The organism is Pedobacter hiemivivus (assembly GCF_004331685.1).
GTDB lineage: Bacteria > Bacteroidota > Bacteroidia > Sphingobacteriales > Sphingobacteriaceae > Pedobacter > Pedobacter hiemivivus.
In genome coordinates, this window is record NZ_SJSM01000001.1 from 812,781 (window position 1) to 831,070 (window position 18,290).

The following is an 18,290-nucleotide window of genomic DNA, read 5'->3' on the forward strand; positions in this document are numbered from 1 at the left end:
TATATAGACATGGAAAAAGAACTGATCATAAAACCCGCTTATTCAAAGATTGAGCTTACTACATATTTTTTAAAATTAGGTACCTGGGGATTTGGTGGCCCGGTTGCACTTGTAGGCTACATGCATCGTGATTTGGTAGAGAACAAGAAATGGATTACGGAAGAGGAATATAAAGAGGGGCTGGCACTTGCTCAACTGGCACCAGGGCCATTGGCCGCTCAACTAGGTATTTACGTTGGCTTTGTCCACTATGGATTAATAGGTGCGACTTTAGCTGGGCTCGCTTTTGTACTCCCTTCTTTTATCATGGTAGTGCTATTAGGTATTGCATATAAGCTTTATAGCGGATTGCCAGGGATGCAGGCCGTGTTTTATGGAGTAAGTGCTGCTGTAATTGGCATCATTGCCATTAGTGCCTATAAACTGACCATTAAATCAGTGAGTAGCCTTGACTTTGCAGCCATCAAGTCTAAATGGCTCTTATGGATTTTTTATCTAGTTGGTATTGTGGTCACTGTGATTACTGAAAAGGAAGATATTCTGCTTTTTGCAGGCTGTGGTCTGATTTACATGGTGGCTAAGTCACCTCCAAAATGGATCAAACGCCCTGCTGCTGCGCCATCAATAATATTACTTGGCATTGGATTTTGGCATTATGATGGAAAGACCCTTCAGGAAATTGGTTGGTTCTTTCTAAAAGCGGGTGCATTCGTATTTGGCAGTGGCTTGGCTATCGTTCCCTTTTTACATGGCGGAGTGGTTCAGGAATTTGGCTGGCTTACCGAACATGAGTTTTTGGATTCTGTAGCTGTAGCAATGATCACTCCTGGGCCTGTCGTGATCACTGTTGGATTTATCGGTTATCTGGTAGCTGGTTTTCCCGGAGCCTGTGTAGCCGCGCTCGCTACCTTTTTACCTTGTTATATTTTTACGGTAGCACTGGCCCCTTCCTTTAAAAAGATTGCAAAAAACACCAGTATCAAAGCATTTGTGGATGGCATTACAGCAGTGGTGATTGGCGCGCTTGTAGGCGCTGTAATTATTATCGCTATACGGGCAATTGTAGATATTCCGACTGCCTTAATCGCTATATTTAGTATGCTTGCTTTGATCTACCTAAAAAAAATAAAAGAACCACATCTCATATTGGCATCAGCTATAATTGGAATCATACTTAAAACACTTTTGTAATGAAAAGAGATGAGTTTTTAAAAACCTCGGTCATCTTAGGCGGGGTAGGTTTACTACCTGTTAATTATGTTGCTGCTGAAACGCATAGAAAAGGATTTTGGAAGTTATGAAAAAATCAGAACCATAATTCGCTTCGGCTGTTATTCCTCTACAGCTGTTAGACATTGAAAGAACACAAAAAAGCATACTTACCTCATCAGAAACATATAATTTATGACACAACCGACTCAGATTATAATTCACGCAGCAAGACTTGGCAACATTGAAGTCATTCAGGAATTGATCAGACAGAAAGCTGATCCTAATGCAAAAGATGAAAAAGGATATACCCCTTTGATTATCGCCTGCTACAATAATCAATATCAAGCTGCCAAATTATTATTGGACTCCGGTGCAGAGGTAAATGCTCAAGATCATGGGGGCAATACCGCATTAATGGGGGTAGCATTTAAAGGTTATTTGGATATTGTGGAATTATTAATCAATTATGGAGCTAATTTAGACCTTCAACACGGCAATGGTGGAACAGCCTTAATGTTTGCGGCCATGTTTGGCAGAAATGATGTATTACAACTTTTGCTGACTCACGGTGCCAATAAGACGATACTGGATGTGCGCGGTCTTTCTGTATTTGATTTGGCCGCTCAACAAGGAAATGAAAAAGCTTTGGATATACTCCAAAATTAAATATGAATGGCACAAAAAAACACCCGGCATTTCCGGGTATTTTTTTTCAATTATATTAAGCTGGAACCTGTCGCTTTTTTTCCCGATCCCAAAACCGATGTTGAGCAATGGCTTTAATGAATTGTTTGGCCAGTTTCGCCGCATCAGCACCTATTACAATACCTTCTTTAAATACAGTCTCATCCGAAAAATCTTTAGGCAGCTTTTTAGAAAAATAAGTCGATTCTAGTACCTGTTTAGCCTGATCATCGGCAGCAATTGCCTTACAATGCTTAAAAGCTTCATTTAAAAAATGAATCGCATTTGCTTCCGCTTCCAAAGTGGCTATACTCTTTAATCCTCCTGGAACATATACCGCATCATATAGTACCGATGCAGCAGTTAAAAAACTCTCATCTACGGCTACCTCGGATTTATCAGCAGCAACTACGACGCCCAATTTAGGAGCGATCACCTGAACTACCCCACCCTCAGCAAGAATCGCAGATTTAACCGTATTTAATGTTTTTGCATCAACACCATCCGCGGCAAGTATGGCAATCTTACGGGTTTTAATGGTATCCTTTAAAGTCCCAGCCATGCTTAACGCAGCAGACTTATTGAGCTTCCCTTCTACCTTTAAAGGCTGATAATTCCCCGGATCACCATCTGCAGGAATGCTATGGTTTATCGGTTGTTGCGGTTTGGCAGGAACTTTTAACCCAAGTGCAAATGCTACCTCAGTGGCGAGCCCTTCATCAACAAGCGACAAAATTCCAACCATCCGCTGACGGATGGCAACTGTTTTCACTTTACCCAGCTCGAAACTTAGAGCATCAACCAAATGTTTCTTTTCAGGATCAGACTGGCTGTTAAAGAACAATGTTGCCTGACTGAAATGATCAAAAAAACTTTTACTCCTTGCCCTAACTTTTTTGGCATCAATCCTTTCCTGATAGGAAGTGAAACCACCATCCGCCGCCTTCACCTGTTGTGGGGCATTATTTCCCAAAGAATTAGGCCCATAACTGGTTTTCCCTTTGTTAATGGTTTGACGCATAAAACCGTCTCTCTGGTTATTATGAACAGGAACTACTGGTCGATTTATTGGAATCTCGTGGAAATTAGGTCCTCCCAAACGGATCAATTGCGTGTCTGTATATGAAAACAATCTTCCTTGCATAAGTGGATCGTTGGTAAAATCTATACCGGGTACGATATGCCCAACATGGAAAGCCACTTGTTCAGTTTCAGCAAAGAAATTATCAGGATTACGATTAAGCGTCATTTTACCAATACGCTGTACCGGCACCAATTCTTCGGGTATCAGCTTGGTAGGATCCAGTAAATCAAATTCAAATTTAAACTCATCCGCTTCAGGCACAATTTGTACGCCCAGCTCCCACTCAGGAAATGCACCACTATCAATTGCCTCCCATAGGTCTCTTCGGTGAAAATCAGGATCTTTACCCGAAATATTTTGTGCCTCATCCCATGCAACTGAATGCACACCAAGCAAAGGTTTCCAATGAAACTTCACGAAACAAGCCTCACCGTTTCGATTAATGAACCGAAACGTGTGCACACCAAAACCCTCCATCATGCGCAAGCTTCGAGGAATGGCGCGGTCACTCATTAGCCACATGACCATGTGGGTAGATTCTGGCATTAAGGATATAAAGTCCCAAAAAGTATCATGCGCTGAGGCCGCCTGTGGCATTTCATTGTCAGGTTCTGGTTTAACGGCATGAACCAGATCGGGAAATTTCATCGCATCTTGGATAAAAAATATCGGCATATTATTACCTACCAGATCAAAATTACCTTGTTGGGTGTAGAATTTCACTGCAAAACCCCTCACATCTCTGGCTAAATCTGTAGACCCCTTAGATCCGGCAACAGTAGAGAAGCGCACAAATACAGGTGTTTCCGTTTCTGTATCATTAAGAAAGGCGGCTTTCGTTACCTTGTCCAGTGATTTGTACAACTTAAAAACCCCATGGGCTCCTGATCCTCTAGCATGTACAACTCTTTCGGGAATACGTTCATGATCAAAGTGAGTAATCTTCTCCCGAAGGATAAAATCCTCAAGTAAAGTCGCCCCACGTTCTCCCGCTTTAAGCGAATTTTGGTCATCATTAATCCGCACTCCATGGTCCGTTGTCATCAATTCACCATTTGCATCAGTAGTATGTAACTGCAAGGCTTCGGTCTTTTCATTTTCTGGTTGAATCCCCGGTTTCTCCGTAGGTTTATCTTTTGCCATAGTAGTAAATTAATAGGTTTATATCTTCTGCTGCAACACAACTTATTTCATCCCCGGTAGGCATAGCATAGCGTAACGTCCAAAGTAACCTTCAGCAGAATAAATTAACAGTCTTAGATTAAGAATGTTTCATAAAATTTCTTATTTTAAATTGCAGGACTCCCTAACGATTTACTAATTAGACTATCAGCTGAGATTTAGGAATCATAATTAACTCATTAACCTCAAATCAACTCTTTGGATTCAATTGGTAAGCAGAATGAAAATACAGAACCTTTCCCTATTTCACTACTAACGGTAATCTTGCTACCATGTAACTTCAGAATTTCAGCCACAAGATACAGACCAATCCCAAAGCCAGAAACATTTTTTGCCCGTTCATCCGAGACCCTGTAGAACCTTTCAAACAATCGTTTTTGATCTTCGGCTGAAATTCCTAACCCATGGTCAGAAAAACTAACCCTTACCACATCCACTTCAATTTTGCAGCAAATGTTTATTACTGTGCCTGGGTCAGAATATTTAACGGCATTACTCAAAAGGTTATTCATTACTTGACAGAGCTTATCCTTATCTGCATCAACTATAAATCGTGAGCAGCGTTGGTATTCGATGAGGTGATTTGGTGCTAAAATGCAGCCTTCCTCGACAACCTCGTCAATCAGCTCAGATAAGACAAACCTCGACCTGTTCAAAGGCATTTTCCCTTCCTCAATGCGAGAAAGATTTAAAAAATCATTGATCATCATTGTCATTTTCTGTGTCTGAGTGTGCGCGCGTGTCAGAACACTTTCAATAAAACTCTCATTTGATTCCTTTATTTTGCCTAAAGCCAATTGGATATAAGATTTCATGCTAGTCAGCGGAGTTTTTAGTTCATGACTCACGATGGCTACAAAATCATTTTTGCGTTGTTCAGCCATTTTTTTGTCGGTAATGTCTCGCGCAATCTTAGACAAACCAATAATATTTCCGGCTTTATCTTTAACTGGTGATATAGTTAAGGAAACATCAATAAAACATCCATTTTTCGTTCTCCTTTTGGTTTCAAAATGATCAACCCTTTGCCCTCTTTTTAGCTGATTGAGAATTAAGGGTTCTTCCTGTTGGCGATCAGCAGGAATCAGCTTTAATATAGACTGCCCAATCATTTCTTCAGCAGTATAACCGAATATTCTTTCAGCCGAATTATTCCAGCTGGTAATTGTGCCATTTAAATCTTTACTAATGATGGCATCATCCGTAGACTCAATGATGGCATTAAGAATCGCACTTTTTTCCTCAGCAAGCCGCATTGCTTCTATGAGGAGTTCTTGTTGCCGGATATTTCCATTCAGTTCAATTTCCTTAAGCTTGTGGCTACCGATCTTATCATTTAACGAGTTGTAACTGTCCATAGCTAGATGTGATGATAAATATTTTTACAAGATACATACTTATAAGGAATTGCTTATTCTGATCAAACCATACCCATTACCATATCCCTGAGTGTGAACAAATTGGTTATAGCGCTACCCATCGTATTGTTAAAATAAGTGTAGATCGTTTTACCCTCCTTTATCCATTCTCGGATATAACAAGCATACTCGTAAAGTATCTCGTTTTCATAACTACCTCTATAACTCCCCCCCGGGCCGTGAAAGCGGAGATAAACAAAGGGAAGTTCAGTATCCCTAATGGGAGTAGATGCAGGTGACTTGTCATGTATCACCATCCCCATCCGATGCTCCTCAATCAATTTATATACCTCATCATGGTAGAGGGAAATATGTCTAAATTCCAAAGCAATATTCCAATCAGCATTCGGATCTGCATCTCGTAATGCTTTCATCAGCAAAGCCAGCTGTTTAAACTGAACGATCCGCACACTGGGCGGAAACTGCACTAGCAGGCAACCCTTTTTATTATCAACCTCGCCTATCACTTCTATGAAGCTGGTTACCAACTCCGGGTTAAATGCCAGGCCTCTATTATGTGTTATTTGTTTGGAAAGCTTAAAGGTAAATCTGAACTCTTCCGGCACATCATTCGCCCATTTCGCCACAGTTGAGGACATGGGCAAATTATAAAATGAACTATTAATTTCAATGCTGTTCATCATAGAAGCATAGAAACAAAGCCGACTTTTATCTATAAATTCTTCAGGGTAATACAATTTATTAGGCACAGGTAGCAACAAACCGCTTGTGCCTGAATAATAAACTGAGGTATCACTTATCGGAAGCATCAACAATGGAACAGACAAGCAGATCTATTGTTTTTAACAATTTACAAGCAACATAGCGAATAAATTATTAAGGTATTATTTTACTTACTTGGAAATTAGCAAAAACAAAAGTAGCCGCCATTACGTTTTAATCAAAAAGCTTAACATAATTAAAATAAGTGTCATGGGAAATCTACTTTATACTATTGCAGTCATTTTAGTCATCATCTGGGCTATCAGCTTTTTGGGTGGTTACTATACAGGCGGAATCATTCATATCCTTATTGTGATCGCTATCATAGCGGTTGTCTTGGGTGTGATCCGCAGGGCCTAAACAGTGCCAGGCCTTTGGTTGAGGTCTGGCACTTAAATTATTTAATCTGAAACTTGCAAATACGTAGCCGGGCTTAATTAAAATTTCATCATCTAAAACCCTAGGTCGTGGCACCTCCAAAACCTTAAAGGAATCTCTTGCTTCCCCAAATTGGTTGATTATAACCGCTTTCATAACTGTTCCTTTAATGAACTACAACTTTCAATAGCTCATGTTTCTTTAACCTTACAAAGGGCAAAAAATTTGATCGCATTTATCATAACTTAAATTATACTGCGGTATTATATAGCTAATAACCTGCCATCATCTAAATGATTATGATGCTAACTTTTTCTTAAAGAACTTTGTTTAAATAAAATACGATTGATTTAAAATCATTTTACCGGAATGACAAAGAAAACAGAGATACCCGTTTTTACTGCACAATCCTACAGAAATGCTTATTTTCAAGGCACTGAAGAATCTAAAAGGCAAGCTGCCATACGCGCCAGTGTTGCTCATTTTGAGATTCACCGCAGGGATGATTTCCGGTTTAAGTGTAAAGAAACGATTGCCTCTAATCGTCTCGACTTCCACCTGGTATTCATCGTTACCGGAGGGGAAGGCATCCATACTTTTGGAGACAAAGAGTATTACCTGAGACCTGGGATGCTCTGTTTTGTATCGCCAGGCCTGATTACTTCCTGGCAAACTACTGTAGATGATCATGCCGGTTACTTTTGCGCCTTTACTTCTGACTTCTTTCAGAAAGGATTGAAAGATCAGGAAGTACTAGCCAATTACCCTTTCTTTCATGATGATGGTAGCGCAGTTTTGAATTTGAATGAACCACAAACGGAGTATTTCAACAGGCTGTTTGTGGAGATCGAAGAAGAATACAACTCAGACAATACTTATAAGGCTGATTTAATCCGCGCCTTACTAAATGTATTGTTCCAGAAAGCGATAAAGTCGGTGGATACAGATAAAGGAGGTTGCCTGGTAGATGCCGGTAATGCCGCACAGCGCATCACCAAAGATTTCATTCGCCTTTATCAAAAAGACTTTCTTCCACTGATTGATCAGGAGGTCAGTACGGTTAAAAGCCTTGCCGACTATGCCGCAGCACTCGCGGTTACCCAAAACCACTTGAATGATAGCGTAAAATCTGTTACCGGCAAAACACCGGGCGAGCTGATTCGTGAAAGAACATTAAAAGAAGCCACTCAATTGTTAACTTACACTTCGCTGAGCATTTCTGAGATAGCCTTCCTGCTTCAGTTTGAAGACCCATCCTACTTTGCCAGATTTTTCAGAAAATATACTGGACTAAGTCCGAAAGAACAGCGCCAAAATGTGAGTTCCGTATAAAGTACCGGTTTCTCCGAAATCTATCCTGAAAACAGGGCTGATTGTGCAAGTACATTTGTATTGTCGATTTAAACGAAAGAAAATCAAACACCGACAATATAAAAAAACAAAGGTATGAACACAATAACAAAATCCACCTCAGCCACCGAAATACAAGCTGCAGATGGTCAAAAAAAGAAAGGACTTCCTGCTGCATTATGGGCATTAACCATTAGTGCTTTCGCAATTGGTACCACAGAATTCGTAATCGTTGGCTTATTGCCAACAGTCGCAAAAGATTTGCACATTTCACTTCCATCAGCTGGACTACTGGTGAGTCTATATGCTATCGGAGTGGCAATAGGTGCTCCGATCCTTACTGCACTAACCAGCAGAGTTCCACGTAAACAGTTGTTAATTTCCCTAATGGTGCTCTTTATCGTAGGAAATGGATTGGCCTCCGTTGCTCCAGGTTTTATCAGTCTGGTCATTGCCAGGATTATCACCGGATTTGCACATGGCGTATTCTTCTCCATAGGATCTACCATTGCTGCAGCACTTGTGCCAGTAGAAAAAAGGGCCTCAGCGATCTCCATTATGTTTGCAGGATTAACAGTAGCAATCGTTACCGGAGTACCGCTGGGTACATTTATCGGACAACATTTTGGATGGCAGGCCACCTTTATTGGCGTTGCTTTATTGGGTCTTGTAGGTTTGATTTCCAGCATGATTTTAGTCCCTGCAACCCTCAAAAATGAGCAACCAGCCTCTTTAAAAACTCAGCTAAAAGTCATTACCAATAAACGGCTGTTACTAGCCTTTTTGATGACCGCTTTAGGGTATGGTGGTACATTTGTAGCCTTTACTTACTTATCGCCAATCCTTCAGGAAATCACAGGTTTATCTGAATCCTTAGTAAGTGTGATTCTTTTGCTCTATGGTATTGCTATTGCTATCGGTAACATCGTAGGTGGCAAGGTTTCCAATAAGAATCCTATAAAAGCTTTATTGTGGATGTTCGCCTTACAGGCCATCGTATTGCTGATCTTTACATTCACTGTGCACAACACCATTTTAGGTATCATCACCTTATTCATCATGGGTGCCTTATCTTTTGCCAGTGTTCCCGGATTACAGTTACTGGTTGTACAGATCTCAGAAAAACACTTACCTGGCACTGAAGACGTTGCTTCCGCATTCAATATTGCCGCTTTCAACATCGGAATTGCCATAGGAGCTTATGCCGGCGGACTGATCGTTGCCTCTCCACTAGGACTAGGAGCTACACCTTGGGTTGGTGCCATATTCGTAGTGCTGGCCATTATCGTGACCCTTTTCAGCGCCCGCTTAAACCGCAAATCATAATTTTTTAAACATCATAATTACAACAATGAAAATCTCATGGAAATGGGGTGCAGGACTTCTATTGACTGTCCTTTCCCTAAACGTACACGCTCAGGATGCAAACCTTAAAAAGTTACCATCCAATCAAACCAGTTCATTTGCGGTTCCTGACAACTCGGTAACCATCATCGCCTGGACACAAATTAAGGCCGGCAGCGAGGAAAGAGTAGCAAAAGCTACCCGGATTATGACGGATAAAATCCGCAAAAATGAACCCGGCAGTTTAATCTTCGAGGCCCATCAAGGCAGCATCGCTCCTGGTACCATTATCTTTTATGAGGTATTCAGAGACCAGGCAGCTTTCGAGATCCATAAAAACTCGGCACATGTAAAAGAGTGGTTCCAGGCCATTGAAGGACTTACCACTACTCCAATGAACGTTAACCTGGTTAACAATTTTGACACTTATACAAAAAAATAAACATATGAAAAAGTTATCAATAGCAATGCTTGCTACTTTAGGTCTGTTTCAGGCCTTAACTCCTAATACTTTTGCACAGTCAAAAGCAAAACTAGAAATCGTTTCCACATTTCCTACTGAACGTCCAGGTAATGTGGCCGTATCTCCCCAGAGCCGCGTGTTTGTCACCATGAGTGCGTTAGGTGAAACAAAATACATGGTTAAAGAGATCCTGCCTAATGGAACAGCAGTGAATTTTCCGGACACCTCATGGATCATGAAGCCTCAGGGACAATCTTTCAAAGGCATCAACTCTACCATTGGAATCCAGGTTTCTTCTGATAATATCCTATGGGTGTTGGATATGGGAAACAAAAAATCAAACCCGAAACAAGCGCCGAAACTGGTTGGATGGGACATCAAAACCAAAACACTAGCACATGTTTACCCTTTACCAGATGCGGTACTCCGCCCAACGTCCTTCCTTCAGGATTTTGCAATTGACGAGAAAAACCATAAAGCAGTGATCGCTGATATGTCTATTGATGGTTTAATCCTTCCTGCAGTCCCTGCTTTTGTAGTGATCGACCTGAAAACAGGTTACAGCAGAAGGATATTAGAAAATCATGCTTCTTTTCAACCATTGGGTGAGGCAGCAGTAGTTAATGGCAGACCGGTAAGCCATACCTACCCTGATGGGACTGTTTATGAGCCTAAGTATCCATTGAACCCTATTTCTATCGACAATGAGATGAAATGGATTTACTACGGAGCTATGGGTGCACATACCATTTATCGCATCCCTGCTGCTGCAGTTGCCAATGAAAACCTAAGCGAAGCAGCACTTGCAGCTCAGATTGAAAACTATGGTAAAAAACCTAAAACAGATGGTTTTAAAGTAGGCAGCAAAGGCGAGGTATATGTAACAGATATTGAGCACAATGCTGTGGGGGTGGTTACTCCTAAAGGATATACCATTCTTGCACAGGATAAAGACTTATTATCATGGCCAGACGGAGTTGCTTTATCGCCTGATGGATATCTATACATCGTGGCGAACCAACTACATAATACGGGATGGTTAAACAACAATAAAGATGTGAGCAACCCTCCATACTACGTCCTTAGAATCAAAATAAAATAAGTAAAACGGACCAATCTCAGCTATGACAGCATAGTCAGTAGCTGAGATTCCCTTAACCTTTATCATTATGAAATTAAAATTATTAGCAGTATCCATCTTGTTCTTTCTGGTACAGATGACTTTTAATGCTGCTGCACAAACTACCCATACCACCTATAAACCAATTGAAGCTCATCTGCAGATAAAAAGTATACATTTATGGAGAGGCCTGGAAATTACAACATCCCCTTATTTATTAGGCGTAGTTAACTTTACTGACAAAAGTGGCAGATTGAAAGTTGGCGCCAGAGGCAGCTCAGGCTGGAATGGTGAATACAGACAATTGGATTATTTCGCTTCTTATCAATACAAAAATGCAAGGATCGTGTTATACGATATCTTTAACTCTTCAAAAACACTTCCTTTAACCACCAACCTATTTGATTATAGTGCCAGCACAACCAGGCATTTTATTGATGCAACAATCGGTTATACCATCTCCAAGAAATTCCCGCTGGATATTGCATGGAGCACAATTATTGCCGGACGTGACAGAGATGTATTACCTGGGGATTCTATTGCTATTGCTGGCAAAGACCCATTAAGAAGAGGAAAAAATAGGTATTCAACTTATGTCCAACTGACCTATCCGGTGAATTTAAATGACGTACGACTTGATTTCTTTATTGGTGGCGTATTTACCCTGAACGGACAACAAAATAGTTTTTACGGGAATAAGCCTGGAATTGCAACGCTGGGCGTAGCCGCAAATAAAAAGGTGACAGTAGGAAAATATTCCTTCCCTGTCTCCTTAGCCCCAACCTGGAACCCGATCAGAAAAACAGGCGGATTGGTTGTTGGTGTCAGCTTATTTTAAATAGATTTTATTTCAACAAGAAACAACATGAACAGATTAGATAAAATTGGTAAGTCGGGAGAACTAACCATAGGATTAGAATTCCCATTAGATAATGATTGGTCCGCTATGGGGGATCAGAAACGTAAACAAGATGGAAGGCCTTTTGGTGTACCAGATATTGCCAACCATAGTAAGCTGGCACAATTAGCCGACGAGCTTGGCTTTGCAGCCTTATGGATGCGCGATGTACCGGTTTATGATCCTAATTTCGGAGATGCCGCGCAACAGTTTGAAGCTTTTTCTTATTTAGGTTACTTATCCGCCCTCACAAAAAACATCATGCTGGGTACTGCAGCCATAGTTCTTCCGTTAAGGAAGCCTATTTTGGTAGCAAAATCAGCAGCAAGTATAGACCTCCTTTCTAATGGACGGTTAATGCTTGGTTTAGGGCTGGGTGACAGAGCCGTAGAATTTCCAATGTTTGGCTACAATTATGAAGACCGTGCTGAACGTTTTAGATCGGGTGTAGAATTGATGAAACATGTTTGGAAAAAGAATGGATATTTAGATAATTTATATCCGGAATTAGGCTTGGGAATGCAGGTTTTCCCTAAGCCAACTCAAGAGTCAGTACCACTGGTAATGGCTGGACATGGCCAGCAATCGATAGAATGGATTGCAGCTAACATGCAGGCCTGGTTTAACTATCCAAGAAATGTAATGGAGACCAAACATCAGGCTACACAATGGACGACAGAACTGGAAAGAGCCGGTTTAGGTCACAAGCCTTACATTACCGCTTTTCACTTGAAACTGGAGGCAGATCCGGATGCGTCCGTAAAGCCACATAGATTTGGAGCTGCACTTGGAAGGAATGCCCTGATCGATTTATTGAAAGATTATCAGACTGCAGGTGTGAATCATATGGCCTTACAACTCCGCCACTCGAGTAGGCCCTTAGATGAGGTAATGTCAGAAATCTCCCAATATGTATTACCTATATTCAGGTAGGTTACTTGCTATTCTGTATAATAAATTTTGTTTAATGACCTTGGGGTATGAAGGGTCCAAACCATCGACGGGCATAAAACATAAAAGCCTTTAAATCTTACGATCTAAAGGCCTCTATTGTTGTGCCGTCTTCCCTGTACTTATTTCGAACCTTTTTCTGCATGATTTGAGGTTATTGTCAGCTTTGGTCCTTCCCCAAATTATATAGACAATTATTAATCAGCAAAAAGTATTGCATATCGTTTAAGCATACCACAAAGGTATGAGCCGGAGCGTTGATTAATTAGCTAAGGTTTTTTCCAGTAATGCTTTAAGCTCAGGATTAGATGGCCTTGGAGAATCTATGGTCACAATTTTGCCTGCTTTGTCAAAAACCATGAACCGAGGAATCGCATTTATTTTATAAAATTGAGCAATATCACTCCATCCCGAAGCAAATAATTGTAAGCCACCCAGGTTTTCATCTTTGATCATTTTAAGCCACTTTTCTTTATCTTTTGCTTCATCCACAGATATACTCACCACCTGAACATCCATTCCCTTCATTTCTTCCTCAAGTTTTTTCAGAGATGGAATCTCCTTTTTACACGGGCCACACCAGGTAGCCCAGACATCTACCAGCACCACTTTACCTCTTAAATCTGCCATTGAAACTGTTTTACCACTATTATCGGGGTAACTAAAATTGAAAGCTGAATCTCCTGGCTTTAATGTAGCCAGGGAAGCCGCAATTTCTACATTCTTTTTCTTTAGCTTGCTAGTTAAAAAGTACTGACCAAAGGCATTAGCATAAGTTATGTAATCCGTATAATTCTTTAAGCTTTCCATCCTTTTCAAGGCAAAATCTCCTTTCAAGGTATCATTGGAGATGAATGAAAGTGATTGCTTAACACCATCTACTCCTGCAGCATAGGTCATATTTTTCTGACGCATATTGATCATCATAACCGATTCTGATACACGGAAACCCCAGGGATAGGCAAAAACTTTAGTTGCGCTTTTCGTCAAATCCTGCGCATTCAACCCGGCGTAGTAAGGACTAAATTCAGTTAAATCCGGATGTGCGGAACGTGGGGTGTTGATGAAATTTGCAGCGTAATTAGCCAGATCCCAGGCCATAATTTCAGCGATATATTTATCAAACTTCGCATTCCCCGTAGCTTTTCCTTTCAAAAAAGTCTTAGACTGTCCAACAATTTCTTCCAGCTGCGGAAAGAAATCAATGAAGGTACTCGAGTTACGACTGAAATTAATGGCTTTTTGGTAAATCGGCTCGGTTAGTTTAAACCATTGTGCCATTACCATGTTCTCTTTTGAGTTAGTGGTCCCCCTAAGCTCATAATTGCTATCGTTAATGGTTAAAGACAACTGTTCACCTCCCTTAAAATAAAAGGAGTAATTATCAGATGGGCTATTTACATTTCCTGTCCCTAAAACATATAAACCTTCGGTTTCCGGGTAAAAAGTGAATGCAAACTTTCCGTCGGCCGTTGGTACCGAACTGGCTATTTCTTCAGGTTTACCTTCCACCTTGAAGAGTTTAACAGGGCTAATTCTTTGTTTATTTAAGTTTCCTGTAATTTGTACAGGTAATTGCGCGAATATTGATACAGTCAGACTTAACAATAAAGCTGTAACATAGCATTTTTTATACATTTTCTGTTCTATTTAATTTGGTTGGATTAACTTAATAAGTATTACTGTAGGTGCCATCGGAGACGTTTGGTGAAACATACATGACATCCCTTACAATGCCCTTGCCTTCCAGTGTAAAATGAGGTGATGCAGAAAGATTTCCTGATGATTTGGTAAACATTCTTACTTTATAATTTTCGCCTACCTTAGTCCCGATCATAAAATAGTTAAATGGATAACTGCCAACGGTAAGCGCCTTGTGCCTGATGTAAGTGATTAGTTCTCCAGCAGGTGCAGTAAATTGCAGTTGTTCAAAACCATTAGAGAGGTTTCTAGACCAAACTTCATTCCCCAGTACAAAATACATGATGTTTTCATCTTCAACTAAAAGTGTAAAAAGCGTAGCATTGTAAATTTTATCCGCTGGCTTAATAACTTCATTGGTAATGTATAGTTTTGTTGTTGTTGCTGAATTGGGTGCGAGCTTAGCTATCACTTTCTTAGTAGCATCTCTTTTATCTTGAAATACTCCATATCCAGTAATTTCATATCTACTGTCTACAGAATTATAATTCCTTGATTTATAACCAATATATAATGGCTGCATCTGATTATTGATTGCGGGCATCCCCGTTGGAGGTAAAGGCGGAAGTTTCACGTCATCATTCACCCGTGCCAATGTTAGCCCCGAACCAATTGGCGAAGTAAGAAATGAACTGCTTGTTTCATCAAAAAACAAGGGGTCGCCCTGACCGCTAGCCAGGAAATATTTTGACAGATGGTATGGGGTATTGTCAGCATCTTTTAATTTTCGTGCGCCAAACTGACCAGAATTTGAAGAACTTAAATTAATAGCATAGCATTGTCCGGCGTTCCCCAGGTAATAAGCTCCGGAAGAGAAAAACACAAAATCTGGCTGGCTTATCGCTGGCGGTTCAATAAACGAAGTATTGAAATTTCTTATAGCTTTAAGCGTACTGATGTATACTCCGGCGATGGTCTTATCCGTTGTCAAAAACAAAGTACTTGTACGTCTTGATATCGTGGTTTGAAGCTGTCCAAAATAATTCATCATCATGGCTTTACCTTCCAACTTACTGCCATTTACTGTACTGTAAATATTTTCGAATTTACCTTCGGGTACAATGCTACTCGGTGTAAGAAAAAGATCCAAATCGGCGGCGTTGCCATCATCTTTTGCAACGTACCAACCGGTGGTAAAAGCTGTGCCTACGTTTACATTAGCGGTATAATACTGAGTATATTTGGTATGCCTATTCGTTACTTTAAAAACCAGACCATACTGTGCGGTTGATTTTTTAACCAGGTAATCCAACTGTTTTGTTTTTGAAAGTGTATCTACACCAACTATGTCACCACCATAAATCCACCACCTATATTCGAAGTCTGCTTCAGGATCTGTAGAAGTTATTATCGGATCTGCAACAATATGGTCTTTTTCTGAAATGACAGTATAAGCTGATTTAAAATTTGAAATGCTGAACACTTCGGCCGATTTGTAATCGTAATTACTTTTATCTTTCTTGCAGGATGCAGCGAACAGGACGAAACCGGTTAGCAGCAACGTGTTTATTATTTTCATCTGTTTTTTGATTAAGGGAATGTTATTAATTCCTGGTTCTCATCTCTCATAGGTGCTCCGGGATGCGCTTTGTTGTAATCCACGATTGCTGTTTGAAAAATAGCCTGGTAGTATTGTACCAGGGAAAAATCAGTAAGGACGTAGGTTAAGAAAACCTGGTCCCATTTGTCTCCTGTCGTTTTAATCATAAACTTATGTTTTTCGACGCTGTATTTTCCAAAAAACAAAGTAACAGTCGCGTTCCACGCAGCTGGCTGGCTTAGTCGGTCTGTCATCACTACCTTTCTCCATAGATTTTTTATTTCTCCGTTCTGGAAATTTCCATCTGCAACCACGTTAAATTTCAAAACAGGTGAGCTGGTCTTTAAACTAGGATCTCGCAGAACAATGATAGGAACTTTAGTGTGGGAACTTCCTGCCTTAATTACATAATACTTGCTTGCCTTTGGGTCGTTGAACGCAACATAATGAGTACCAGATACCGCATTGAGTGTATTGTTTACTTGTACCTGTTCTAAAGTAAATGACCTATCGGTACTAGCAACCCGCCCTATTGCATAAATATCAAAGAAAACCGTGTCTTCAGTTACCGATGGTTCATCATAAAAAAAGGTAATGGGTTTTAGCGTGTCTGCTAGATTAAAGGCGGGATCATAGATCTGGTTGGTTGCTGGTCCAAACTGAATCCTTGCCACATCATTATATAGGTAATACTGGTCCTTTTTACAGGAAGCTATGGTTAGCGTAACCATGAGCAATAATATCATTTTTCTCATGTGTTTATCAATTAATTTAGGTTAGCTGATTCTACTTTTGGAAGTGGAATAAGATAATTTACAGTTGCGGCAGCAGGCGCAAATAGAAACTGAGCTTTGGCAGTGTTGTTGCGTTTATACGCAAAGAAAGCCTGCCCTTCGGAATAGAACTCTTTCCTATACTCCTTTATGATTTCCGCTTGCAATAGTAATGGATTGGCAGGTAATACGAAGTTCCCTATATTTCTGGCCGTCCGAAAATCTTTAAAGTAAATTAAGCCCTCTGCAAATGGAGCTGATTCGGCGGCTATTAAATACATTTCGCTAAGCCTTAGCATAGGAATTTGCTTATAATCTTCGTTCACAGTTACGGTTTTGGGGTCCAGAACCTGGTACTTTTTGATAATGTATGCAGTTTGACCACTGCCTAAAGTCAATAGGTCCCACAATCCCGATTCACGGATATCTGTACCGGTATTCCCAAATAACTGGGTCTTAATTGTGGTCGCTGATGTCCCCTTTTTAGTTGTTCCTGTTCCATATCTTCCAGTATATTTAGAAAACATTTCAAAGTCGTACAGTCCAAAAAGATGCTCCTTCGTGAACACATAATCTTTTGCTGTGACATCAGCTGCAGTCCCTAAAAGAAATTTCGAAGTTCCATCACTATTTTTAGCTTCTATAACTACTTTAGCATATTCATAGGCCTTATCTTTGTCACCAAACCAAAGACTTGCCCTTGCTTGTAAAGCTTTTACCGCATAATAGTTTAGGCGTAAATAACGATAAGCAAAATATTTATCATCGGGATTAAAGCCGGAAATGGCGCCTGGTGACCTCAATTGTTTTAGACTGTATTTAGTGATGGGATCTATGTCCTTTGAAAGTGCAGCAGCATCTTCAAGATCTTTTAAAAGTAAGGCCCGATATTCAGCAAAAGGCAAGGGTTGATTAATGGTGGTAGACAACATCGTCACGTATGCCAACATGCTACCATTCTGACTTGCGGTTGGCACCGGTCCAAAAAGCCTCAGAATATCCAGATGGCAATATGCACGCAATGCCAGGCATTCGGCCTTAATGGTTTCATATAAGCCGGGTGTTACAAATATATCCCTGCGTTTATCAATTTCCCCTAAAATGGCATTGATACTCGAAATTACCTTGTACTCTTGTTTAAAGATATTTCCCAATGCCGTCTCGACCCCAGCGTCGGTATAATTGAACAGTCCAATTCTTTGTTCGGTGGTATTAGCAGTAACGTCCCAGCTGGAAGTCAACGACTCAATAGTAGTTTGCGTCATAGCCCCGCCGTACGCATTGTTGTCTTTCATTTGGATGTAAACACCTGTCAAGGCATCCTTAAAGCCATTTTCTGTACCAAAAAGGATATCTCTCGGCATTTCAGTTTTGGGTTTTACGTCTAAAAATTTTTTGCAGGATATTATTGACGATAAGCCAAGCAATGCCATGATTATAAAACTTATTCTTTTCATTTCTTATCGATT

16 protein-coding genes are annotated in these 18,290 nt (G+C 40.4%); 9 read left to right on the top strand and 7 right to left on the bottom strand.

From position 1 onward, the window contains the following. The first annotated feature begins 9 nt into the window (after positions 1-9). A complete protein-coding gene (locus tag EZ444_RS02915) occupies positions 10-1,191 on the top strand; it encodes a chromate transporter (RefSeq protein WP_131607035.1) in 1,182 nt (393 codons plus the stop codon). Between the two features lie 213 nt (positions 1,192-1,404). Beyond that, positions 1,405-1,878: an ankyrin repeat domain-containing protein gene (locus EZ444_RS02920; RefSeq protein ID WP_131607037.1), complete on the top strand. Its 474-nt coding sequence runs from the start codon at positions 1,405-1,407 to the stop codon at positions 1,876-1,878. Between the two features lie 55 nt (positions 1,879-1,933). Here the strand turns inward: EZ444_RS02920 and EZ444_RS02925 are convergent, their stop codons facing one another. The 3 genes from EZ444_RS02925 to EZ444_RS02935 form a co-directional block, all read right to left on the bottom strand. Continuing rightward, positions 1,934-4,123, bottom strand: coding sequence for a catalase (locus EZ444_RS02925; RefSeq protein WP_131607039.1), 2,190 nt, complete (start codon positions 4,121-4,123; stop codon positions 1,934-1,936). 224 nt (positions 4,124-4,347) lie between these two features. Further along, on the bottom strand, positions 4,348-5,520 hold the full coding sequence (locus EZ444_RS02930) for a sensor histidine kinase (RefSeq protein WP_131607041.1): 1,173 nt from the start codon (positions 5,518-5,520) through the stop codon (positions 4,348-4,350). 62 nt (positions 5,521-5,582) lie between these two features. Next, on the bottom strand, positions 5,583-6,368 hold the full coding sequence (locus EZ444_RS02935; protein ID WP_225874613.1) for a DUF72 domain-containing protein: 786 nt from the start codon (positions 6,366-6,368) through the stop codon (positions 5,583-5,585). 145 nt (positions 6,369-6,513) lie between these two features. Between EZ444_RS02935 and EZ444_RS02940 the strand changes: the two genes are divergently transcribed. The 7 genes from EZ444_RS02940 to EZ444_RS02970 all read left to right on the top strand — a co-directional run bounded on the left by EZ444_RS02940 (position 6,514) and on the right by EZ444_RS02970 (position 12,789). Next, the gene (locus EZ444_RS02940) at positions 6,514-6,663 is read left to right on the top strand and encodes a lmo0937 family membrane protein (RefSeq protein WP_131607045.1); all 150 of its coding nucleotides are present in this window, start codon (positions 6,514-6,516) and stop codon (positions 6,661-6,663) included. Between the two features lie 387 nt (positions 6,664-7,050). Further along, positions 7,051-8,013: an AraC family transcriptional regulator gene (locus EZ444_RS02945; protein ID WP_131607047.1), complete on the top strand. Its 963-nt coding sequence runs from the start codon at positions 7,051-7,053 to the stop codon at positions 8,011-8,013. 114 nt (positions 8,014-8,127) lie between these two features. Further along, a complete protein-coding gene (locus tag EZ444_RS02950; RefSeq protein WP_131607049.1) occupies positions 8,128-9,357 on the top strand; it encodes an MFS transporter in 1,230 nt (409 codons plus the stop codon). A 25-nt stretch (positions 9,358-9,382) separates the two neighbouring features. Further along, positions 9,383-9,817 carry a putative quinol monooxygenase gene (locus EZ444_RS02955; RefSeq protein ID WP_131607051.1) on the top strand — a complete coding sequence of 145 codons (435 nt, stop codon included), beginning with the start codon at positions 9,383-9,385 and terminating at the stop codon, positions 9,815-9,817. 4 nt (positions 9,818-9,821) lie between these two features. Then, positions 9,822-10,940, top strand: coding sequence for an L-dopachrome tautomerase-related protein (locus tag EZ444_RS02960; RefSeq protein WP_131607053.1), 1,119 nt, complete (start codon positions 9,822-9,824; stop codon positions 10,938-10,940). Positions 10,941-11,007: 67 nt separating this feature from the next. Next, complete coding sequence (locus tag EZ444_RS02965; protein ID WP_131607055.1) at positions 11,008-11,796, top strand: hypothetical protein; 789 nt, start codon at positions 11,008-11,010, stop codon at positions 11,794-11,796. Between the two features lie 27 nt (positions 11,797-11,823). Continuing rightward, positions 11,824-12,789, top strand: coding sequence for a TIGR03571 family LLM class oxidoreductase (locus tag EZ444_RS02970; protein ID WP_131607057.1), 966 nt, complete (start codon positions 11,824-11,826; stop codon positions 12,787-12,789). A 279-nt stretch (positions 12,790-13,068) separates the two neighbouring features. Here the strand turns inward: EZ444_RS02970 and EZ444_RS02975 are convergent, their stop codons facing one another. Genes EZ444_RS02975 through EZ444_RS02990 form a run of 4 tightly spaced genes read right to left on the bottom strand, consistent with a single transcriptional unit; the run spans position 13,069 to position 18,278 of the window. Then, the gene (locus tag EZ444_RS02975) at positions 13,069-14,445 is read right to left on the bottom strand and encodes a TlpA family protein disulfide reductase (protein WP_131607059.1); all 1,377 of its coding nucleotides are present in this window, start codon (positions 14,443-14,445) and stop codon (positions 13,069-13,071) included. A gap of 31 nt (positions 14,446-14,476) precedes the next feature. Beyond that, the gene (locus tag EZ444_RS02980) at positions 14,477-16,027 is read right to left on the bottom strand and encodes a PKD-like family lipoprotein (RefSeq protein ID WP_131607062.1); all 1,551 of its coding nucleotides are present in this window, start codon (positions 16,025-16,027) and stop codon (positions 14,477-14,479) included. Positions 16,028-16,038: 11 nt separating this feature from the next. Continuing rightward, positions 16,039-16,803 carry a DUF4843 domain-containing protein gene (locus EZ444_RS02985; protein WP_131607064.1) on the bottom strand — a complete coding sequence of 255 codons (765 nt, stop codon included), beginning with the start codon at positions 16,801-16,803 and terminating at the stop codon, positions 16,039-16,041. 11 nt (positions 16,804-16,814) lie between these two features. After that, positions 16,815-18,278, bottom strand: a complete 1,464-nt coding sequence (locus tag EZ444_RS02990; RefSeq protein WP_131607066.1) for a RagB/SusD family nutrient uptake outer membrane protein — start codon at positions 18,276-18,278, stop codon at positions 16,815-16,817. Between the last annotated feature and the right edge of the window lie 12 nt (positions 18,279-18,290).